The sequence below is a fragment of the Pseudomonas plecoglossicida NBRC 103162 = DSM 15088 genome, from assembly GCF_000730665.1.
In the GTDB taxonomy this organism is placed as follows: Bacteria; Pseudomonadota; Gammaproteobacteria; order Pseudomonadales; family Pseudomonadaceae; genus Aquipseudomonas; species Aquipseudomonas plecoglossicida.
The window spans coordinates 144,852-166,597 of sequence record NZ_BBIV01000013.1 but is presented as its reverse complement, the minus strand read 5'-3'; the positions used below and the strand labels follow the sequence as shown (position 1 = coordinate 166,597).

The 21,746-nt window shown below is 63.5% G+C and carries 17 protein-coding genes and 1 pseudogene; 8 read left to right on the top strand and 10 right to left on the bottom strand.

The window, feature by feature from the left end; genetic code table 11:
* Window positions 1-54 precede the first annotated feature (54 nt).
* Together PPL01S_RS10340 and queD are read left to right on the top strand one after the other, a co-directional pair.
* Window positions 55-405, top strand: a pseudogene (locus tag PPL01S_RS10340) (patatin-like phospholipase family protein); the annotation flags it as partial.
* A 99-nt stretch (window positions 406-504) separates the two neighbouring features.
* Window positions 505-861 (top strand): 6-carboxytetrahydropterin synthase QueD, encoded by a 357-nt coding sequence (gene queD / locus PPL01S_RS10335; protein WP_016392794.1) that lies wholly within the window; start codon window positions 505-507, stop codon window positions 859-861.
* A gap of 109 nt (window positions 862-970) precedes the next feature.
* Here queD and PPL01S_RS10330 read toward each other — a convergent pair whose 3' ends face one another.
* Window positions 971-1,453, bottom strand: a complete 483-nt coding sequence (locus tag PPL01S_RS10330; protein WP_162176869.1) for a DUF1289 domain-containing protein — start codon at window positions 1,451-1,453, stop codon at window positions 971-973.
* Window positions 1,454-1,858: 405 nt separating this feature from the next.
* Between PPL01S_RS10330 and acnB the strand changes: the two genes are divergently transcribed.
* Complete coding sequence (gene acnB / locus PPL01S_RS10325; protein WP_042155827.1) at window positions 1,859-4,468, top strand: bifunctional aconitate hydratase 2/2-methylisocitrate dehydratase; 2,610 nt, start codon at window positions 1,859-1,861, stop codon at window positions 4,466-4,468.
* A 108-nt stretch (window positions 4,469-4,576) separates the two neighbouring features.
* Here acnB and prpD read toward each other — a convergent pair whose 3' ends face one another.
* From prpD to PPL01S_RS10295, 6 genes are all read right to left on the bottom strand, one after another.
* The gene (gene prpD, locus PPL01S_RS10320) at window positions 4,577-6,061 is read right to left on the bottom strand and encodes a 2-methylcitrate dehydratase (protein ID WP_016394389.1); all 1,485 of its coding nucleotides are present in this window, start codon (window positions 6,059-6,061) and stop codon (window positions 4,577-4,579) included.
* Between the two features lie 152 nt (window positions 6,062-6,213).
* On the bottom strand, window positions 6,214-7,404 hold the full coding sequence (gene prpF, locus PPL01S_RS10315) for a 2-methylaconitate cis-trans isomerase PrpF (RefSeq protein ID WP_016394390.1): 1,191 nt from the start codon (window positions 7,402-7,404) through the stop codon (window positions 6,214-6,216).
* A 160-nt stretch (window positions 7,405-7,564) separates the two neighbouring features.
* Entirely contained in the window at window positions 7,565-10,153 is a 2,589-nt protein-coding gene (gene acnD / locus PPL01S_RS10310; protein ID WP_028625633.1) for a Fe/S-dependent 2-methylisocitrate dehydratase AcnD, read from the bottom strand.
* Window positions 10,154-10,271: 118 nt separating this feature from the next.
* Window positions 10,272-11,399 (bottom strand): bifunctional 2-methylcitrate synthase/citrate synthase, encoded by a 1,128-nt coding sequence (gene prpC, locus PPL01S_RS10305; RefSeq protein ID WP_016394392.1) that lies wholly within the window; start codon window positions 11,397-11,399, stop codon window positions 10,272-10,274.
* A 133-nt stretch (window positions 11,400-11,532) separates the two neighbouring features.
* On the bottom strand, window positions 11,533-12,420 hold the full coding sequence (prpB, locus tag PPL01S_RS10300; RefSeq protein WP_016394393.1) for a methylisocitrate lyase: 888 nt from the start codon (window positions 12,418-12,420) through the stop codon (window positions 11,533-11,535).
* Window positions 12,417-13,133: a GntR family transcriptional regulator gene (locus PPL01S_RS10295; protein ID WP_016394394.1), complete on the bottom strand. Its 717-nt coding sequence runs from the start codon at window positions 13,131-13,133 to the stop codon at window positions 12,417-12,419. The genes prpB and PPL01S_RS10295 overlap by 4 nt, the downstream gene beginning before the upstream one ends.
* 289 nt (window positions 13,134-13,422) lie before the next feature.
* On the opposite strand from PPL01S_RS10295, the gene rloA reads away from it, so the two are divergent.
* The 5 genes from rloA (at window position 13,423) to PPL01S_RS10270 (ending at window position 18,819) form a co-directional block, all read left to right on the top strand.
* Entirely contained in the window at window positions 13,423-13,959 is a 537-nt protein-coding gene (gene rloA / locus PPL01S_RS10290) for a retropepsin-like aspartic peptidase RloA (protein WP_028625634.1), read from the top strand.
* 5 nt (window positions 13,960-13,964) lie between these two features.
* On the top strand, window positions 13,965-15,500 hold the full coding sequence (gene rloB, locus PPL01S_RS10285) for an osmotic stress tolerance membrane protein RloB (protein WP_016394396.1): 1,536 nt from the start codon (window positions 13,965-13,967) through the stop codon (window positions 15,498-15,500).
* Complete coding sequence (locus tag PPL01S_RS10280) at window positions 15,500-16,480, top strand: alpha-L-glutamate ligase-like protein (protein ID WP_016394397.1); 981 nt, start codon at window positions 15,500-15,502, stop codon at window positions 16,478-16,480. The genes rloB and PPL01S_RS10280 overlap by 1 nt, the downstream gene beginning before the upstream one ends.
* A gap of 132 nt (window positions 16,481-16,612) precedes the next feature.
* On the top strand, window positions 16,613-17,956 hold the full coding sequence (pabB, locus tag PPL01S_RS10275; protein WP_016394398.1) for an aminodeoxychorismate synthase component I: 1,344 nt from the start codon (window positions 16,613-16,615) through the stop codon (window positions 17,954-17,956).
* 128 nt (window positions 17,957-18,084) lie between these two features.
* Window positions 18,085-18,819, top strand: a complete 735-nt coding sequence (locus PPL01S_RS10270; RefSeq protein ID WP_016394399.1) for a phosphoadenylyl-sulfate reductase — start codon at window positions 18,085-18,087, stop codon at window positions 18,817-18,819.
* Between the two features lie 137 nt (window positions 18,820-18,956).
* Here the strand turns inward: PPL01S_RS10270 and cysB are convergent, their stop codons facing one another.
* From cysB to PPL01S_RS10255, 3 genes are all read right to left on the bottom strand, one after another.
* On the bottom strand, window positions 18,957-19,931 hold the full coding sequence (cysB, locus tag PPL01S_RS10265; RefSeq protein ID WP_016394400.1) for an HTH-type transcriptional regulator CysB: 975 nt from the start codon (window positions 19,929-19,931) through the stop codon (window positions 18,957-18,959).
* A gap of 128 nt (window positions 19,932-20,059) precedes the next feature.
* Entirely contained in the window at window positions 20,060-20,557 is a 498-nt protein-coding gene (locus PPL01S_RS10260; RefSeq protein ID WP_016394401.1) for a universal stress protein, read from the bottom strand.
* 104 nt (window positions 20,558-20,661) lie between these two features.
* Window positions 20,662-21,609, bottom strand: coding sequence for a putative 2-dehydropantoate 2-reductase (locus tag PPL01S_RS10255; protein WP_028625635.1), 948 nt, complete (start codon window positions 21,607-21,609; stop codon window positions 20,662-20,664).
* Window positions 21,610-21,746 lie beyond the last annotated feature (137 nt).

Below are 21,746 nucleotides of genomic sequence, written 5' to 3'. Positions count from 1 at the left end.
CGATAGGACCCTCGAACACCCTATAATGCCCGCCTGTTGCCCACGAGACCCATCATGAGCGCCATCCACATCAAGTACCCCGCCCTGACCTTCAAGGCCGGCCAGCGCGCCCTGCGCCAGATCCGCGAGCGTGGCTTGCGGGCCGAGGACGTCGGCGTATTGCCAGGCGCCGCCGGTGGACCGAAACCGTTGGGTATCCAGGGCCTGGACCTGGCGCTGTTCGGTGAGTGGTTGCCGTCGGCACCGCGCCAGCGTGCGTTGATCGGCGCCTCGATCGGCTCCTGGCGCTTCGCCAGTGCCTGCCTGGACGATCCGCTGGCGGGCATCCGCCGGCTGGGTGAACTGTACACCGAGCAGGATTTCGCGATTGCCGAAAGCCGGCGCCTGGGTGACGAACTGCTGGAGCTGATTGCCACCGGGCGGCTGCATGAACGCCTGCAAGCCTTGTAGCGGTCATGCTGGTAGAATCGCCTCCAGTAATGATTCCTACAGAGTTCTGACAGCGTGGAAATTTTCAAAGAGTTCACATTCGAATCGGCCCATCGCCTGCCCCACGTGCCTGCCGGGCACAAGTGCGGCCGCCTGCACGGCCACTCGTTCAAGGTCGGCCTGCACCTGACCGGCCCGCTGGACCCACACACCGGCTGGATCCGCGACTTCGCCGAGGTCAAGGCGATCTTCAAGCCGATCTACGAGCAGCTGGACCACAACTACCTGAATGACATTCCCGGGTTGGAGAACCCCACCAGCGAAGTGATCGCCAAGTGGATCTGGGAGCAGGTCAAGCCGCTGATGCCGGAATTGTCGAAGGTGCGCATTCACGAGACCTGCACCAGCGGGTGTGAATACACCGGGGATTGATCCGGCATCTCGTTGACATCATCGCGGGCAAGCCCGCTCCTACAGGTACACCACTGACCTGTAGGAGCGGGCTTGCCCGCGATGAGGCCCGCACAGTCACAACAGAACCTCAGCCCTGTTGCCCATTTCCCAGGGCATCCCGCAAGAACCCTGGCGCGATATAGCGCTGGTAATGCGCCTCTGAAAGCAGGAAGAACTCGCGGTCGATGGCATCGCGCAACTGTGGCAGCTCCCAGTCGCGAAACTCCGGCAGCAAGACCATGCCGTAGGCTTCCAGGTCACGAATCATCCGCGCTCCGCGGGCAATCAGCTGATACGCCCAGCAATACTCTGACTGCTGCTCGACGAAGCGGATCGACCGTTGCTGCAGTTGCTGGCGCAACAGGCCTTTGTCGAACACCTCGAGCTTGGCCATCATCACCTGCACCAGCAGTTGCTCCAGGCGCAGCCACACGGCGCGTTTCTGATCGTCGTCGTAACCGTTCCAGTGAATCACTTCATGGTGGAAACGCTTGCAGCCACGGCACACCGTGTCTCCATACACCGTGGAGCAAAGGCCGACGCAAGGGGTCTTGATGGACTGGTTGGACATGAAAAACAACAGTTTGGCGGTGGAACACCGGCCCATGTTAGCCCTTTGTCTAACCAGGGTCACCCGTTAAAGTCTCGTCCAGCGCCTTACCTTCCACAAATTTTTGCCGTAGAATCATCCGGCCTTTTCAAAGGCAACAATGTCCGTTGGAAGCTGTTTTCAAAGCGTCACGAGCACAGTCAATCCGGTAGAACGGCGTTGGCCCGGGTCATGCCCCCTCGCATACCCGTGCCAGCCCTCATCAGCTCCCCGTTCTGCAGGCGTAAAACTTTGAAAGCAGCTTCTGTAAGGATTCTCTGCGACCCTGGCTGGGCGGCTCACAAAGCCGTTGTAGCGCATGGGTGCATGGAATGCTGGATGAGCGTCCCGGACTCCCTTTAGGGACCACTGATGAGGGTAATAACTGTGCTTGAAGCCTACCGCAAACACATCGAAGAGCGTGCCGCCCTGGGTATCGTGCCCCAGCCGCTGAACGCCGAACAAACTGCAGGCCTGGTCGAGCTGCTGAAAAACCCGCCGGCCGGCGAAGAAGCCTTCCTCGTAGACCTGATCACCAACCGCGTTCCGCCAGGCGTGGACGAAGCTGCCTACGTCAAGGCCGCCTTCCTGTCCGCCGTGGCCAAGGGCGAAGCCAAGTCGCCGCTGATCGACCGCAAGCACGCTGCCGAGCTGCTGGGCACCATGCAAGGTGGCTACAACATCGAGACGCTGGTCGCGCTGCTGGATGACGCCGAACTGGGCGCCGTCGCGGCCGAACAGCTCAAGCACACCCTGCTGATGTTCGACGCCTTCCACGATGTGGCCGAAAAAGCCAAGGCGGGCAACGTCCACGCCAAGGCCGTGCTGGACTCGTGGGCTGCCGGCGAGTGGTTCACCTCGCGCCCGGCCATCGCCGACAAGTACACCCTGACCGTGTTCAAGGTGCCTGGCGAAACCAACACCGACGACCTGTCCCCTGCCCCGGACGCCTGGTCGCGCCCTGACATCCCGCTGCACGCCCTGGCCATGCTGAAAATGGCCCGTGACGGCATCGAGCCCCAGCAGCCAGGTTCGGTCGGCCCGCTGGCCCAGATCGAAGCGGTCAAGGCCAAGGGCTTCCCGGTCGCCTACGTCGGTGACGTGGTCGGTACCGGTTCCTCGCGCAAATCCGCCACCAACTCGGTGCTGTGGTTCTTCGGCGACGACATCCCGAACGTGCCGAACAAGCGCGCCGGTGGTTTCTGCTTCGGCACCAAGATCGCCCCGATCTTCTACAACACCATGGAAGACGCCGGCGCCCTGCCGATCGAATTCGACTGCACCAACCTGGCCATGGGCGACGTCATCGACGTCTACCCGTTCAAGGGTGAAGTACGCCGTCACGGCAGCGACGAACTGGTCACCAGCTTCCAGCTGAAAACCGAAGTCCTGCTGGATGAAGTCCGCGCTGGCGGCCGTATCCCGCTGATCGTCGGCCGTGGCCTGACCGAGAAAGCCCGTGCCGAACTGGGCCAGGGCCCATCGGACCTGTTCAAGAAGCCGGAGCAGCCTGCCGACACCGGCAAGGGCTTCACCCTGGCGCAGAAGATGGTCGGCCGTGCCTGCGGTCTGGCGGAAGGCCAGGGCGTTCGCCCAGGCGCCTACTGCGAGCCGAAGATGACCACCGTCGGCTCCCAGGACACCACTGGCCCGATGACCCGCGACGAGCTCAAAGACCTGGCGTGCCTGGGCTTCTCCGCCGACCTGGTCATGCAGTCGTTCTGCCACACCGCGGCTTATCCGAAGCCGATCGACGTCAACACCCACCACACCCTGCCAGACTTCATCCGCACCCGTGGCGGCGTGTCGCTGCGTCCGGGCGACGGCATCATCCACAGCTGGCTGAACCGCATGCTGATGCCTGACACCGTGGGCACCGGTGGCGACTCGCACACCCGCTTCCCGATCGGCATCTCGTTCCCGGCCGGTTCCGGCTTGGTGGCCTTCGCCGCCGCCACCGGCGTCATGCCGCTGGACATGCCCGAGTCGATCCTGGTGCGTTTCAAGGGCAAACTGCAGCCTGGCATCACCCTGCGTGACCTGGTCCATGCCATCCCTTACTACGCCATCCAGAAGGGCCTGCTGACCGTCGAGAAGAAAGGCAAGAAGAACGCCTTCTCCGGCCGCATCCTGGAAATCGAAGGCCTGGACGACCTGACCGTCGAGCAAGCGTTCGAGCTGTCCGACGCTTCGGCTGAGCGTTCCGCTGCCGGTTGCACCATCAAGCTGCCAGAGAAGGCCATCGCCGAGTACCTGCAGTCCAACATCACCCTGCTGCGCTGGATGATCGGCGAAGGCTACGGCGATGCCCGCACCCTGGAGCGCCGCGCCCAGGCCATGGAAGCCTGGCTGGCCAAGCCTGAGCTGCTGTCGGCCGACGCCGATGCCGAATACGCCGAAATCATCGAGATCGACCTGGCCGACGTCAAGGAGCCTGTGCTCTGCGCGCCGAACGACCCGGACGATGCCCGCCTGCTGTCGACCGTACAGGGCGAGAAGATCGACGAAGTGTTCATCGGTTCGTGCATGACCAACATCGGTCACTTCCGCGCTGCCGGCAAGCTGCTGGACAAGGTCAAGGGTGGTATTCCGACCCGTCTGTGGCTGGCTCCGCCAACCAAGATGGACGCTCATCAGCTGACCGAAGAAGGCTACTACGGCATCTACGGCAAGGCCGGTGCGCGCATGGAAATGCCAGGCTGTTCGCTGTGCATGGGTAACCAGGCACGTGTGCAGACCGGTTCGACCGTGGTCTCCACTTCGACCCGCAACTTCCCGAACCGTCTGGGCGACGCCACCAACGTGTACCTGGCATCGGCCGAGCTGGCTGCTGTCGCTTCGATCATCGGCAAGCTGCCGACCGTCGAAGAGTACATGCAGTACGCGAAAGACATCGACAGCATGGCTGCCGACGTCTACCGCTACCTGAGCTTCGACCAGATCGCCGAGTTCCGCGAAGCGGCTGCCAACGCCAAGATCCCGGTGGTTCAGGCGTAAGCTGAGTTGTAAGGTGTAAAAAAAGCCCTGGCAGAAATGCCGGGGTTTTTTTATGGCTCTTTCGGGCCCTATCGCCGGCAAGCCGGCGATAGGGCCGGTGAAGCCAGCCTAGATCACAAACAGATCCACAAACCTGTGCACTGCCGTGCCCTCCAGCGCCTGCTGGTCCTTGCACAAGGCAAAAATCGCCTCACAGCGCTGCCGCGCAAAGCGTGTCGCCAGGTTCTCGCGGAATTTCGCCTCCAGCAAGGGTATGCCCTCCTCCCGCCGACGCCGGTGCCCAAGCGGATACTCCACCACCACCTGTTCGGTACTACTGCCATCCTTGAAGAACACCTGCAACGCATTGGCAATCGAGCGCTTGTCCGGTTCCAGGTACTCGCGACTGAAGCGCGGATCCTCCACCACTTCCATCTTCTCGCGCAGCCGGTCGATGCTCGGGTGCGCCGCATGGAACGCATCCTCGTAATCCTCGGCCTCCAGGCGCCCGAAGATCAGCGGTACCGCCACCATGTACTGCAGGCAGTGGTCGCGGTCGGCGGCATTGGCCAGCGGGCCGACCTTGGAAATGATGCGGATCGCTGACTCTTGAGTAGTAATGACGATGCGGTCGATCTCATGCAGGCGATTGCGCACCTTTCGGTGCAGCAGCAGCGCCGCCTCGCAGGCGGTCTGGGCGTGGAACTCGGCGGGGAAGCTGATCTTGAACAGCACGTTTTCCATCACGTAGCTGGCCAGGGGCTGTGGCAGCCGCAGTTCGTGCTGCCCGGCCGGCTTGAGCGCCAGGTCCTTGTTGGTGTGGCTGAACGACACGTCGTAGAACCCCCACTGCGACGCCGTGAGCACGCCGGGCACCCCCATTTCGCCACGCAGGGCGATATCGGCCAGGCGCACGCCGCGGCTCGACGCATCACCCGCAGCCCACGACTTGCGCGAGCCCGCGTTAGGCGCATGGCGGTAGGTACGCAGCGCCTGGCCGTCGACGAATGCATGGGACAACGCCGAGAGCAGTTGCTCGCGGCTGGCCCCCATCAGCTTGGCGCAGACTGCAGTGGACGCCACCTTGACCAGTATCACGTGGTCCAGGCCCACCCGATTGAAGGCGTTCTCCAGCGCCAGCACGCCCTGGATCTCGTGGGCCATGACCATGGCTTCGAGCACTTCGCGCATCAGCAGCGGGGCTTCGCCATTGGCCACGTGTTTTTGCGACAGGTGATCGGCCACCGCCAGGATCCCACCCAGGTTGTCGGAGGGGTGACCCCACTCGGCCGCCAGCCAGGTGTCGTTGTAGTCCAACCAGCGCACGGTGCAACCAATGTCCCAGGCGGCCTTGACCGGGTCGAGGCGGTAGGCGGTGCCGGGCACACGGGCGCCGTTGGGGACCACGGTTCCTTCGACGATCGGGCCGAGGTGTTTGCTGCATTCGGGGAAGCGCAGGGCCAGCAGGCCACAGCCAAGGGTGTCGATCAGGCAGTTGCGTGCAGTGTCCAGTGCCTCGGGGGATTCGACCTCATAGGTGAGGACGTAGTCGGCGAGTGTCTGCAGCACCCGGTCGTAGTCCGGGCGGTCGTTCAGGTCCACGTTGGCGCTCATCTTCAGCTCCTGTGAATGGGGGCTGCCGCGCAGCCCTTTGGCGACACAAGGTCGCTCCTACAGGTAATCGCGTACCGCTGTAGGAGCGGCCTTGTGTCGCGAAAGGGCCGCTCAGCAGCCCCAATCATCGAAAGCCGAGCGCCGTTGGTGCGTCAGAAGCTGTCGCCAGGCACCCTCACCCAGCCTTCCATCAGCACGCGAGCACTGCGGCTCATGATTGCCTTGGTCACCGTCCACTCGCCATTCACCTGACGCGCCTCGGCACCAACGCGCAAGGTGCCGGACGGATGCCCGAAACGCACGGCGCTGCGTTCGCCCCCGCCAGCGGCGAGGTTGACCAGGGTGCCAGGAATGGCAGCGGCGGTACCGATCGCCACCGCGGCAGTGCCCATCATTGCGTGGTGCAGCTTGCCCATGGACAGCGCACGCACCAGCAGGTCGATGTCACTTGCCGCGACAGCCTTGCCACTGGACGCAGTGTAGGTGCTTGGTGGCGCAACGAAAGCGACCTTGGGCGTGTGCTGACGCCCGGCAGCCTGGTCGACGTTCTCGATCAGGCCCATGCGCACGGCGCCATAGGCGCGGATCGTCTCGAAACGCAGCAGCGCCTGCGGATCACCATTGATGGCGTCCTGCAGCTCGGTGCCGGTGTAGCCGATATCGGCGGCGTTGACGAAGATGGTCGGGATGCCGGCATTGATCAGCGTGACCTTGAAGCAGCCGACACCTGGCACGTCCAGCTCATCCACCAGGTTACCGGTGGGGAACATGGCGCCACCGTCACCGTCTTCGTCGGCAGCCGGATCGAGGAACTCGAGCTGCACTTCGGCCGCTGGGAAGGTGACACCGTCGAGTTCGAAGTCGCCGGTTTCCTGCACTTCACCTTCGGTCATCGGCACGTGGGCGATGATGGTCTTGCCGATATTGGCCTGCCAGATGCGCACGGTGGCGATGCCGTTGCGCGGAAGGCGCGCCGGGTCGACCAGGCCGCTGCTGATGGCGTAGGAACCGACAGCGGCGGACAGGTTGCCGCAGTTGCCGCTCCAGTCGACGAATGCCTTGTCGATGGAGACCTGGCCGAACAGGTAGTCGACATCGTGGTCGGGCTTGCTGGCGGGCGAGAGGATCACGGTCTTGCTGGTGCTCGACGTGGCGCCGCCCATGCCGTCGATCTGCTTGCCGTAAGGATCCGGGCTGCCGATCACCCGCAGCAGCAGGGCATCACGGGCCGGGCCAGGAACCTGGGCGGTTTCGGGGAGATCTTGCAGGCGGAAGAACACGCCCTTGCTGGTGCCGCCACGGATATAGGTGGCAGGGACTTTGATCTGGGGTACATGTGGCATCGGGTGATTCCTGTCTTGAAGGTAAGTTGCCGCTTGGGGGCGCTGCGCCCCCATCGCTGGCAAGCCAGCTCCCACAGGTACAGCGCTCGCCTCAAAGGCAGTGCAATCCCAGTGGGAGCCGGCTTGCCGGCGATGGGCTGCAAAGCAGCCCCGCTACCCCTTAGGCCGAGGCCTCGAGGAAGTCCTGGGCAAAGCGCTGCAGCACCCCGCCGGCCTCGTAGATCGACACTTCCTCCGCGGTATCCAGGCGACAGGTCACCGGCACCTCGATGCGCTCACCGTTGGCGCGCGTGACCACCAGGGTCAGGGTCGCACGCGGGGTACGCGCACCCAGCACGTCGTAGGTTTCGCTGCCATCGAGCTCCAGGGTCTTGCGGTCGGTCCCCGGTTTGAACTCCAGCGGCAGCACGCCCATGCCCACCAGGTTGGTGCGGTGGATGCGCTCGAAGCCTTCGGCAACGATCGCCTCGACACCCGCCAGGCGCACGCCCTTGGCCGCCCAGTCGCGGGACGAACCCTGGCCGTAGTCGGCACCGGCGACGATGATCAGCGGCTGCTTGCGCTCCATGTAGGTCTCGATGGCTTCCCACATGCGGGTTACCTTGCCTTCCGGCTCGATGCGCGCCAGCGAGCCCTGCTTCACGCTGCCGTCTTCCTTGCGCACCATTTCGTTGAACAGCTTGGGGTTGGCGAAGGTGGCGCGCTGCGCAGTCAGGTGGTCGCCACGGTGGGTCGCGTAGGAGTTGAAGTCTTCCTCCGGCAGGCCCATTTTCGCCAGGTACTCGCCCGCCGCGCTGTCGAGCATGATGGCGTTGGACGGCGACAGGTGGTCGGTGGTGATGTTGTCCGGAAGTACCGCCAGCGGGCGCATGCCACGCAGGGTGCGCTCACCGGCCAGGGCGCCTTCCCAGTACGGCGGACGGCGAATGTAGGTGCTCATCGGACGCCAGTCGTACAGCGGCGCCACTTTCGGCCCACGGTCTTGCTCGATGGCGAACATCGGGATGTAGACCTTGCGGAACTGCTCGGGCTTGACCGCCGCACGCACCACCGCATCGATCTCCTCGTCGCTCGGCCAGATGTCCTTGAGGCGGATTTCCTTGCCATCGACCACGCCCAGCACATCCTTTTCGATGTCGAAGCGGATGGTGCCGGCAATGGCGTAGGCCACTACCAGTGGCGGCGAGGCGAGGAACGCCTGCTTGGCATAGGGGTGGATACGCCCGTCGAAGTTGCGGTTGCCCGACAGCACGGCGGTGGCGTACAGGTCGCGGTCGATGATCTCCTGCTGGATCACCGGGTCCAGCGCGCCGGACATGCCGTTGCAGGTGGTGCAGGCGAAGGCGACGATGCCGAAGCCCAGTTGCTCCAGTTCCTTCTCCAGGCCCGCCTCTTCCAGGTACAGCTGCACGGCCTTGGAACCCGGGGCCAGGGACGACTTGACCCACGGCTTGCGGCTCAGGCCGAGCTTGTTGGCGTTGCGCGCCATCAGGCCGGCGGCGATCACGTTGCGCGGGTTGCTGGTGTTGGTGCAGCTGGTGATGGCGGCGATGATCACCGCGCCGTCAGGCATCTGCCCAGGCACTTCTTCCCAGGCGCCAGCGATGCCCTTGGCCGCCAGGTCGCTGGTGGCGACACGGGCATGCGGGTTGGACGGGCCGGCCATGTTACGTACCACGCTCGACAGGTCGAACTGCAGCACACGCTCGTACTCGGCCTTGGCCAGGCTGTCGGCCCACAGGCCGGTTTCCCTGGCGTAGGTTTCCACCAGCTTGACCTGCTGCTCTTCGCGGCCGGTCAGCTTGAGGTAGTCGATGGTTTGCTGGTCGATGGCGAACATGGCGGCGGTGGCGCCGTATTCCGGAGCCATGTTGGAGATGGTCGCGCGGTCGCCCAGGGTCAGGGCACGCGCGCCTTCGCCGTAGAACTCCAGATACGCACCCACCACTTTCTGCTTGCGCAGGAATTCGGTCAGGGCCAGCACCAGGTCGGTGGCGGTGATGTTCGGCGCCAGCTTGCCAGTCAGCTCGACGCCGACGATTTCCGGCAGGCGCATCCAGGAGGCACGGCCGAGCATGACGTTCTCGGCTTCGAGGCCGCCGACGCCGATGGCGATCACGCCCAGGGCGTCGACATGCGGGGTGTGGCTGTCAGTACCGACGCAGGTGTCCGGGTAGGCGACGCCGCGGTCGTTGTGGATCACCGGCGACATCTTCTCCAGGTTGATCTGGTGCATGATGCCGTTGCCGGGCTGGATCACGTCGACGTTCTTGAACGCCTTCTTGGTCCAGTTGATGAAGTGGAAGCGGTCTTCGTTGCGACGGTCTTCGATGGCGCGGTTCTTTTCGAACGCTTGCGGGTCGAAACCACCGCACTCGACGGCCAGGGAGTGGTCGACGATCAGCTGCACCGGCACCACCGGGTTGACCTGGGCCGGGTCGCCGCCTTTGTCGGCAATGGCGTCACGCAGGCCGGCGAGGTCGACCAGGGCGGTCTGGCCGAGGATGTCGTGGCACACCACGCGGGCCGGGAACCAGGGGAAGTCGAGGTCGCGCTTGCGCTCGATCAGCTGGCCGAGCGAGGCGTCGAGGGTGGCCGGGTCGCAGCGGCGCACCAGGTTTTCAGCGAGCACGCGAGAGGTGTATGGCAGGCCGTCGTAGGCGCCGGGCTTGATCGCCTCGACCGCGGCGCGGGCGTCGAAATAGTCCAGGTCGGTGCCTGGCAGGTTCTTGCGAAATGCAGTGTTCATATCGTTATCAGGCTCGGTCACGGTGCGGTCGTGGAATGTGTAGCGCTGGGTTGTCTGTTCCGGCCTCATCGCCGGCTTGCCGGCGATGAGGCCAGCACAGCCAGACTCACTGTTCGAATCAGCGCTGCTCGATCGGCACGAACTGGCGCTGTTCGACGCCGACATACTCGGCGCTCGGACGGATGATACGGTTGTTGGCGCGCTGCTCGAACACGTGCGCCGCCCAGCCGGTCAGGCGCGAGCAGACGAAGATCGGGGTGAACAGCTTGGTCGGGATGCCCATGAAGTGGTACGCCGAGGCATGGTAGAAGTCGGCGTTCGGGAACAGGCGCTTCTGCTCCCACATGGTCTTGTCGATGGCTTCGGAGACCGGGTACAGGACCTTGTCACCGACTTCGTCGGCAAGTTGCTTCGACCAGCCCTTGATCACCTCGTTGCGCGGGTCGGACTCTTTGTAGATCGCGTGGCCGAAGCCCATGATCTTGTCCTTGCGCTCGAGCATGCGCAGCAGCTCGGCAGTGGCTTCCTGCGGGCTCTGGAAGCGTTCGATCAGCTCCATGGCCGCTTCGTTGGCGCCGCCGTGCAGCGGGCCGCGCAGCGAGCCGATGGCAGCGGTGATGCACGAGTACAGGTCGGACAGGGTCGAGGCGCAGACGCGGGCAGTGAAGGTCGAGGCGTTGAATTCGTGCTCGGCGTACAGGATCAGCGAGACGTTCATCACCTTGACGTGCAGCTCGCTCGGCTTCTTGCCGTGCAGCAGGTGCAGGAAGTGGCCGCCAAGGGTGTCTTCGTCGCTGGTGCAGTCGATGCGCACGCCCTGGTGGCTGAAGCGGTACCAGTAGCACATGACGGCCGGGAAAAGCGCCAGCAGGCGGTCGGTCTTCTCGCGCTGCTGCTCGAAGGTCAGCTCGGGCTCCAGAGTGCCGAGCACCGAGCAACCGGTACGCATCACGTCCATCGGGTGAGCATCGGCCGGGATACGCTCGAGCACTTCCTTCAGCGCCTGGGGCAGATCACGCAGACCCTTGAGCTTGCGCTTGTAGTCGGCCAGCTCGGCCTCGGTCGGCAGCTCGCCGTACAGCAGCAGGTAGGCCACTTCTTCGAATTCGGCACCGGCCGCCAGGTCACGGACGTCGTAGCCACGGTAGGTCAAGCCGGCACCGGCCTGGCCAACGGTCGACAGCGCGGTCTGGCCGGCTACCTGGCCGCGAAGGCCTGCGCCGCTGAGTACTTTTGCTTCGGCCATGGTGTTTCTCCTTTCTTGAATTTGTTATGGAATCTTTCAAGCTAATTCGGGGTGTCGTGTCCGGCCCTATCGCCGGCAAGCCGGCTCCTGCACCTGTGGGAGCCGGCTTGCCGGCGATGAGGCCAGCACAGGCTCAGCCTTTCTTCTGCGCGAACAACGCATCCAGGCTCTGCTCAAAGGCGTGGTAGCCGATGGCATCGTAGAGCTCCATGCGAGTCTGCATGGTGTCGACCACGTTCTTCTGGGTGCCGTCACGGCGCAGCGCGGTGTAGACGTTCTCGGCCGCCTTGTTCATCGCGCGGAATGCCGACAGCGGGTACAGCACCAGCGATACGTCGACCTCGGCGAGCTCCTGGGTGGTGTACAGCGGGGTGGCACCGAACTCAGTGATGTTGGCCAGGATCGGCGCCTTCACGCGGTCAGCGAAGGTCTTGTACATCTGCAGTTCGGTGATGGCTTCAGGGAAGATCATGTCAGCGCCGGCTTCGATGCAGGCGGCGGCACGATCCAGTGCGGCGTTCAGGCCTTCGACGGCCAGGGCATCGGTACGCGCCATGATCACGAAACTGTCGTCGGTACGGGCATCGACTGCAGCCTTGATACGGTCGACCATCTCCTGCTGGGTGACGATCTCCTTGTTCGGGCGGTGGCCACAGCGCTTGGCGCCGACCTGGTCCTCGATATGGATGGCGGCAGCACCGAACTTGCACATCGAGCGCACGGTGCGGGCAACGTTGAAGGCCGAGGCACCGAAGCCGGTGTCGACATCCACCAGCAGCGGCAGGTCGCAGACATCGGTGATGCGGCGCACGTCGGTCAGGACGTCGTCCAGACCAGTGATGCCCAGGTCAGGCAGGCCCAGGGAGCCGGCGGCGACACCGCCACCGGAGAGGTAGATGGCCTTGAAGCCGGCGCGCTTGGCCAGCAGGGCGTGGTTGGCGTTGATGGCACCAACCACTTGCAGTGGATGTTCAGCGGCAACGGCATCGCGGAAACGCTGACCGGGGGTCTTCACACTCATTTCTCACCTCGTGGGCTGTTGTTCTGAGCGTCCAGATAGTGACGCTCGATATTGCGCTTGGATGCACCGATGTGACGGCGCATCAGGAGTTCGGCCAACTCGCCGTCACGGTCGGCGATGGCATCGAGAATGCGGTGGTGTTCGGAAAAGGCCTGGCGTGGCCGATTGGGCGTGGCGGAGAACTGGATCCGGTACATGCGCACCAGCTGGTACAGCTCGCCGCAAAGCATCTTGACCAAGGTCTGGTTGCCGCTACCCTGAATGATCCGGTAGTGGAAGTCGTAGTCGCCTTCCTGCTGGTAGTAGCCCCGCCCGGCCTGGAACGCGGCGTCGCGCTCATGGGTGTCGAGCACCCGGCGCAATTCCTCGATGTCGGCCTGGCTCATGCGCTCGGCAGCCAGGCGGCAGGCCATGCCTTCGAGCGACTCGCGGATTTCGTACAGTTCGATCAGCTCAGAATGATTGAGCGAAACCACCCGCGCCCCGACATGCGGCACCCGCACCAGCAGGCGCTGGCCTTCGAGGCGGTGAATGGCCTCGCGCAGCGGGCCGCGGCTGATGCCGTAGGTGCGCGCCAGTTCAGGCTCGGAGATCTTGCTGCCCGGGGCGATCTCACCTTTGACGATGGCCGCCTGGATACGCCGGAAGACGTTCTCGGACAAGGTTTCCGTTTCGTCTGTGGGTGCGGGGCTTGGGGCGCTGAGGTCCAGCATATTGTCGACACCTTGCTAATCACTGGGGCAGAAATTAGCGAATTCAGCTTCGACAGTCAAAGACAAAATGAATATTGTCGACAATCGTCTAAGAACGAACTTACACAGCCGATGCGCTGTCAGATCGCGATGCGCTGGCGTCAAGCCATCGTCGTGATAGAATGCCGCGCCGCCGAAGTATGGATAGTGTGTTTGTCATCAATTCATGTTGTTGACAGTTAACGAGGAAGCTTGCGCAACCGTTGCCAGTCGCCTTGCCCCGAACCCTGCACAGCACCGCACCAGGATTATGAGACTTACACCCGCCTTAATGCTGTTATGCCTGACCCTGCTGCCGGCCTTTGGCCAGGCGGCAGGCAAGACCGTTTACGGCCTGAACGAATACGCCAGCCTTGGCGACCTCGACCTCGAGGTGGCCGCCAAGCTCGACACCGGCGCCAAGACCGCCTCCCTGAGCGCCCGCGACATCAAGCGTTTCAAGCGCAACGGTGAAAGCTGGGTGCGCTTCTACCTGGCCATCGACGCCGCCCATTCGCACCCGATCGAGCGCCCGCTGGCCCGGGTGAGCAAGATCAAGCGCCGGGCAGGCGACTATGATGCAGAGTCAGGCAAGGCCTACACCGCCCGCCCGGTCATCGAACTCGACATCTGCATGGGCCAGGCCCGGCGCACCATCGAAGTCAACCTCACCGACCGCAGCGCGTTCCAGTTCCCGCTGCTGATCGGCTCCGAGGCGCTCAAGCACTTCGACGCGCTGGTCGACCCAAGCCTTAAATACGCGGCCGGCAAACCTGCCTGTGCCACCGAAGCTCCCAAAGCAGAGTAATCCCGATGCGCTCTCTTACCCTCCATCTGAAAGTCCTGATCACCGTCCTGGTGTTGCTGGGCGTGGCGGTCACGGCTTATCAGATCTTCTTCCTCGGCATCCCGGTGACCGAGGATGAAACCGACGACCTGTGGAACATCGACGCCAAGGTCGAATTCGTCGCCAGCACCAAGGACCCGGTCAAGGTGCAGATGTTCGTGCCGCCGCTGAACCGCGACTATGTCAGCCTCAACGAGAGCTTCATCTCCAACAATTATGGGGTCAGCGTCAACCGCGCCGACGGCAACCGCAAGGTGACCTGGTCGGCCCGCCGCGCCAGCGGCAACCAGACCCTGTACTACCGCCTGGTGCTGACCAAGCGCTACAGCAACGAAAAGACCACCATCAAGGGTGCGACCTTCCGTGACAGCCTGGCGGTCGAGGGCCCCGAGAAGATTGCCGCCGAAGCCCTGATGGCGCCGATCCGCCAGCATTCGGCCGACGTCGAGACCTTCGTCAGCGAAACCATCAAGCGGGTCAATAACCTCAACGACGACAACGTCAAGCTGCTGCTGGCCGGCGACACTTCGTCCTTGAAGAAAGCCCAGGTCATCGACCTGCTGCTGTCCATCGCCCACGTGCCGATGGAGAAGGTGCACACCATCCGCCTGGTCGCCGACACCCCGCAGACCCCTGAGCTGTGGCTGCGCAGCTTCAACGGCACCGACTGGCTGTACTTCAACCCGGACACCGGCGAACAGGGCCTGCCGAGCGACCGCCTGCTGTGGTGGACCGGTGACGACAACCTGATCACCGTCGATGGTGGCAAGAAGGCCAACGTCACCTTCAGCATGAACAACAGCGAGATGAACGCCATCCGCCTGGCCAAGCTGACCGACGAGAACACCGACGCCGACTTCCTCGAGTACTCGCTGTACGGCCTGCCGCTGCAGACCCAGCAGACCTTCATGATCATGGTGATGATCCCGATCGGCGTGCTGGTGATCCTGGTCCTGCGCAACCTGATCGGCATCCAGACCCTGGGTACCTTCACCCCGGTACTGATCGCCCTGGCCTTCCGTGAAACCCAGCTGGGCTTCGGCATCGTGCTGTTCACGGTGATCACCGCGCTGGGGCTGTCGCTGCGCTCGTACCTGGAGCACCTGAAGCTGCAGATGCTGCCACGCCTGTCGGTGGTACTGACCTTCGTCGTGGTGCTGATTGCCGCCATCAGCCTGTTCAGCCACAAGCTGGGCCTGGAGCGGGGCCTGTCGGTGGCGCTGTTCCCGATGGTGATCCTGACCATGACCATCGAACGCCTGTCGATCACCTGGGAAGAGCGCGGTGGCGGCCATGCCATGAAAGTGGCCATCGGCACCCTGTTCGCCGCGTCGCTCGCGCACCTGCTGATGATGGTGCCGGAGCTGGTGTACTTCGTCTTCACCTTCCCGGCAGTGCTGCTGATCCTGGTGGGCTTCATGCTGGCGATGGGTCGCTACCGCGGCTACCGCCTGACCGAGCTCGTTCGCTTCAAGGCATTCGTGAATAAGGCTGACGCCTGATGTTCGGCCTGATCAAGACCTGGAAAGCCCTGGAGGCCCGGGGCATCATGGGTATCAACCGGCGCAACGCGGACTACGTCCTGAAGTACAACAAGCGCCACCTGTACCCGATCGTCGACGACAAGATCATCACCAAGGAGCGCGCGCTCGCCGCCGGCATCCATGTGCCGGAGATGTACGGCATCATCGAGACCGAAAAGCAGATCGAAAAGCTTCACGAGATCATCGGCGCACGCAACGACTTCGTCATCAAGCCGGCGCAGGGCGCCGGCGGCGACGGCATCCTGGTCATCGCCGACCGCTTCGAGGACCGCTATCGCACCGTGTCGGGCAAGATCATCAGCCACGAGGAAATCGAGCATCAGGTCTCGAGCATCCTCACTGGCCTGTACTCGCTCGGCGGGCACCGCGACCGCGCGCTGATCGAGTACCGGGTCACCCCGGACCAGATCTTCAAGAGCATCAGCTACGAAGGCGTGCCGGACATCCGTATCATCGTGCTGATGGGCTACCCGGTCATGGCCATGCTGCGCCTGCCGACCCGCCAGTCGGGCGGCAAGGCCAACCTGCACCAGGGCGCCATCGGTGTCGGCGTTGACCTGGCAACCGGCGTGACCCTGCGCGGCACCTGGCTGAACAACATCATCAGCAAGCACCCGGACACCACCAACGCGGTGGATGGCGTGCAACTGCCGAACTGGGATGGTTTCATGAAACTGGCAGCCGGTTGCTACGAGCTGTGCGGCCTGGGCTACATCGGCGTGGACATGGTGCTGGACCAGGACAAGGGGCCGCTGATCCTGGAGCTCAATGCCCGTCCCGGCCTGAATATCCAGATCGCCAACGACACCGGGCTGACCCAGCGCACCCATGCCATCGAGGCGCACATCGAGGCGCTGGCCAAGGATGGGGTGACCGAGGATGCCGAACAGCGCGTGCGTGTGGCGCAGGGACTGTTCGGTCACGTGCAGCCGCGCTGACCGCGATGACACAATCGCCGGCAAACCGGCGATTGTGTCAAACGCGATGTTTGAATGTCGCACCAGCGCTAGGCGCTTTTCCTACACAGGTCTACAATCGCCCTCCTCGCTTTTTCATCGCCGTCCACACTGATGCCGACCTGTACGCTCCACCCCCTGCCCTACCAGCCCGACCCAGCCGCCTACTTCGCCCGACTGCGCCGTGCGCCCGGCGCGATTCTGCTCGACAGCGCCCGCCCCGGTGCCGAGCGCGGTCGTTTCGACCTGATCAGCGCCTGGCCGCTGCAGCAGTTGCAGGCCCGGCCCGACGAGGCCGGCCGCAACTTCCTGCAGCGCCTGCGTGACGGCCTGGGGCAATTGGGACAGGCGCAGCTACCCGAGGGCAGTGAGCTACCCTTTGCCGGCGGCCTGATCGGCTACCTGAGCTATGACTTCGGCCGCCGCCTGGAGCACCTGCCCAGCCAGGCTGTCGACGACCTCGGCCTGCCGGACGCACAACTGGGTCTGTATGCCTGGGCCATGGTCACCGACCACCTGCTCGGCAGCAGCCAGCTGGTGTTCCACCCGAGCCTGGCCGGGACGGAACGCGAACGCCTGATCGCCCTGTTCGAACCCAGCGAAAGCACGGCAGTCTGTGACTTCAAGTTGCTTGCCCCCATGCAGGGCGATCTGCAACCCGATGAGTACCAGGCCGCCTTCGATCGCGTTCAGCAGTACATCCAGGCCGGCGACTGCTACCAGATCAACCTCACGCAACGTTTCCGCGCCCCTTGCCTGGGCGACCCGTGGCGCGCCTACCAGGCGCTGCGCAAGGCCTGTCCGACCCCCTTCTCCGGCTACCAGCAACTGGCCGACGGCAGCGCGCTGCTGAGTTTTTCCCCAGAGCGCTTCATCCGCGTCAGCCATGGCCAGGTGGAAACCCGGCCGATCAAGGGCACCCGCCCCCGCTCGGCGGACCCGGCCGAAGACCTGCGCAACGCCGAGGAGCTGCGCCACAGCCCCAAGGACCGCTCGGAAAACCTGATGATCGTCGACCTGCTGCGCAATGACCTGGGGCGCACGTGCGAGATTGGCTCGGTGAAAGTGCCGGAGCTGTTCAGCCTGGAGAGCTACCCCAACGTGCATCACCTGGTCAGCAGCATCACCGGACAACTGGCCGCCAACAAGGATGCGCTGGACCTGATCGGCGACAGCTTCCCTGGCGGGTCGATCACGGGCGCGCCGAAAATCCGCGCCATGCAGATCATCGACGAACTGGAGCCTACCCGACGCGCCCTGTATTGCGGCTCGCTGCTGTACGTGGATGTGCGCGGCGAGATGGACAGCTCGATCGCCATTCGCAGCCTGCTGGTCAAGGATGGGCAGGTCAGTTGCTGGGGTGGCGGCGCGGTGGTGGGCGATTCGGACTGGCAGGCGGAATACGAAGAATCGATCGCCAAGGTGCGGGTGCTGATGGAGACCTTGCAGGGGCTGTAGCCTGTACCGGCGATAGCGCCAGTACAGTCGCTGCAAAGCCCCCAGGCCAGGACGTCTACCCTGCCATTTTTTGTTACCATCAACCCACTACGAGCGCACAGCGCCACAGCCAAGATGGAAACCGCCTGATGAGCCAACCCTTCGACGTCGCCGCCCTGGCCGCGACCTATGCCGACAAGTCCCCGCAGGACATCCTCAAGCTCGCCTTCGAACACTTCGGCGACGATTTGTGGATTTCCTTCAGCGGCGCCGAGGACGTGGTGCTGGTCGACATGGCCTGGAAGCTGAACAAGCAGGTCAAGGTATTCAGCCTCGACACCGGTCGCCTGCACCCGGAGACCTACCGCTTCATCGACCAGGTGCGCGAGCAGTACAACCTGCCTATCGAGATCCTCAGCCCTGACCGCGCCAAGCTTGATCCCTTCGTCAAGGAAAAGGGCCTGTTCAGCTTCTACAAGGACGGCCACGGCGAATGCTGCGGCATCCGCAAGATCGAGCCGCTGCGACGCAAACTCGCCACTGTCAGCGCCTGGGCCACCGGCCAGCGCCGCGACCAGAGCCCCGGCACCCGCAGCCAGGTGGCGGCACTGGAAATCGACAGCGCCTTCTCCACCCCGGAGCACACCCTGTACAAGTTCAACCCGCTGGCACAGATGACCAGCGAGGAAGTCTGGGGCTACATCCGCATGCTCGAGCTGCCGTACAACAGCCTGCACGAGCGCGGCTTCATCAGCATCGGCTGCGAGCCGTGCACACGCCCGGTATTGCCGAACCAGCACGAGCGCGAAGGCCGCTGGTGGTGGGAAGAGTCGACCCAGAAGGAATGCGGGCTGCATGCCGGCAACCTGATCAGCAAGGCTTGAGGAGCAGCTGCAAGCTGCAAGCTGCAAGCTGCAAGCTGCAAGCTACAAGCTACAAGAAAAAAGAGCAGCCCGCGTACGGACTGCTCTTTCTTGAAGCTTACAGCTTGTAGCTTGTAGCTTGTAGCTTGTAGCAGTTTTCAGTGCACCGGCAGTTCGACGCCGTCGAACAGCTCTTCAAGCTCTTGCTTGTTATGGCACTGAATCGCCTTGGCCATCACTTCACGGGTCAGGTGCGGGGCGAACTTCTCGATGAAGTCGCACATGAAGCCGCGCAGGAAGGTGCCGCGGCGGAAGCCGATCTTGGTGATGCTGGCCTCGAACAACTCGCTGGCATCCAGCGCCACCAGGTCACTGTCGAGCTTGCTGTCGACAGCCATCTTGGCCACGATGCCCACGCCCAGGCCCAGGCGCACGTAAGTCTTGATCACGTCGGCGTCGGCCGCGGTGAACACCACCTTCGGCGTCAGGCCGCGGTGGTTGAAGGCCTCGTCCAGTTTGGAACGGCCCGTGAAGCCGAACACGTAGGTCACGATCGGGTACTCGGCGACCGCTTCCAGGGTCAGCTTCGGCAGCTTCGCCAGCGGGTGGCCCTGCGGCACCACCACGCAGCGATTCCACTTGTAGCACGGCATCATGATCAGGTCGCCGAACAACTCCAGCGCCTCGGTGGCGATCGCGAAGTCGACGGTGCCATCGGCGGCCATTTCGGCGATCTGCATGGGCGAACCCTGATGCATGTGCAAGGCCACTTCCGGGTACTGCTTGATGAAGCTGCTGATCACCGGCGGCAATGCATAGCGCGCCTGGGTGTGGGTCGTAGCGATGGACAGCGTACCCTTCTTCTCGTTGGAGAATTCCTGGGCGATCTGCTTGATGCTCTCGACCTTGCGCAGAATCTCGCCAGCGGTGTTGATGATACGCTCGCCGGCGGGAGTGACGCGGGTCAGGTGCTTGCCGCTGCGGGCAAAGACTTCAACGCCCAGCTCATCTTCGAGCAGGCGGATCTGCTTGCTGATACCAGGCTGCGAGGTATACAGACTCTGCGCCGTCGCGGAGACGTTGAGGTCATGGTGCGCCACTTCCCAGATGTAGCGCAGTTGTTGAAGCTTCATAGGTTTCCCTCGAATCGGCGGTAAGTCAGCGGCAGCAGGCAGCGACGAGATATAACTATATTAGTGGTTCTCGAAATAAAACTAGAACTATTTTGTTACATACCCTTCCGGCAACCCCACTTTCAGCTTCACGTTTTCCTACGCCCGAGATGCTGCGAAAGCGGCACCATGTACACCGGGACCGGTGACAGCTGAAGCAGCCGTACCGCCGTTCGCCCGAGCGGCACATCCACCCCGGCCCCGGCGCTATGGCTACCGAAGATCAGCAGATCGACACTCAGCCGCTGCGCCTGCTCAAGGATGACCTGCGACGGATCCCCCTGCCGTACCCGCACTGCCTTGATCACGGCCAGGTCAGCGTCTTCGCCCAGCTCATCACGAAAGTTTTCCAACACACGCTGCTCGATGTTGGCCATCACCGTGTTCACGCCCTCACTGTGCAACTCATCCAGGGTCTGCTCGTCGAGGTAGCTTTGCAGGAGCGATTCGGCGAACTGCCCCATGGGTTCCACTGCGTGGATGACATACAGCTCCGCACCGAAGGTGCGGGCCAAGGCCAAGGCATGCTGCATGACAAAAGGGGCGTAGACACCGAGGTCGGTGGCGTACAGCATGGAGCGGATCATTCGACCTCCTCGACTGCCGTTGCGGCAGAGCAAGCTTCAGCTTAGCAGCGCGCCGGACGCTCGCTTGGCCGTCCGGCGCGCTGCCAGCGCGGCTTGCAGAGGTTTCAGCCGGCCCGATTGGCGCGGTCGATGAACGCCAGCGACTGGTAGAGCATCTGCATGCGCGGCAGGCTGCAGCCGGCTGCGCGCGCCTGTGCCAGCGGCTCGGCATAGATAGCCTGAAGCTCCAGCGGGCGCTGCTCGGTATGGTCGTGATACATGCTCGGCCAATAGTCAGGCATCTTCTCGGTGATGCGGAACAGGTGCTCGGCATAGCCTTCCGGCAGCACATGGCCACAGGCCGCAGCGCCGTGCACCACTTCGGCCATCAAGGCCTGGATCAGCCCACGACTGTCGACATCGGCCATCAGTGGCGTGGTACTGGCGCCCAGCAACACCGACAGGCCATTGTAGGGCACGTTCCACACCAGCTTCTGCCAGCGCGCCTGGGCAAGACTGTCCATTGCCTGGGAATCGATGCCTGCGGCGCGGAACAATCCGGCGCCTTCTTCGACGATGGCAGCCCCACCATCACCCGCAGGCCCGCTGTGATAGCCGAGGTTGACCGCACCCAGCGCCTGGTGACGGATCTCGCCGGGGCCCTGGCGATTGGCGCAAATGAAACACAGGCCACCGAGCAGGTGCAGGTTGTCGGGCAAGGCTGGCCGCAGCTGCTCCTCGGCACCAAGGCCGTTCTGCAACAGCACGACCCTGGCATCGGCCGCGGCGGCCTTGACGATCAGTGGCGCCAGTTCGGCATTGCTGGTGGCCTTGGCACCTACCAGCAACCAGTCGCACGCCGGCATGTCGGCGGCGCTGACATAAGCCTGCACAGGCAACTGCAGCACACCATGCAGTGCGCTATCGAGTTTCAGGCCCTGCTCACGGACCACGGCATACTCGCTGCGCAGCAGGAAATGCACGTCGAAACCCGCACGAGCCAGCATCAACCCATAGAAGCCTCCGATGGCGCCACTGCCGATAATACCGATGCGCGGTTTACGCGGGGTCATGCTGATCTCCTGAATAGTTGTGGATGCGCTTTTTTTACACATATTACAGCTTTATGCGCACCCTATAGCAGCACTGGCCCAAATGCCCAGGGAAAAACCCTGCTACAGCAGGCTCAGGCCATTGTCGCGCCCCCTGT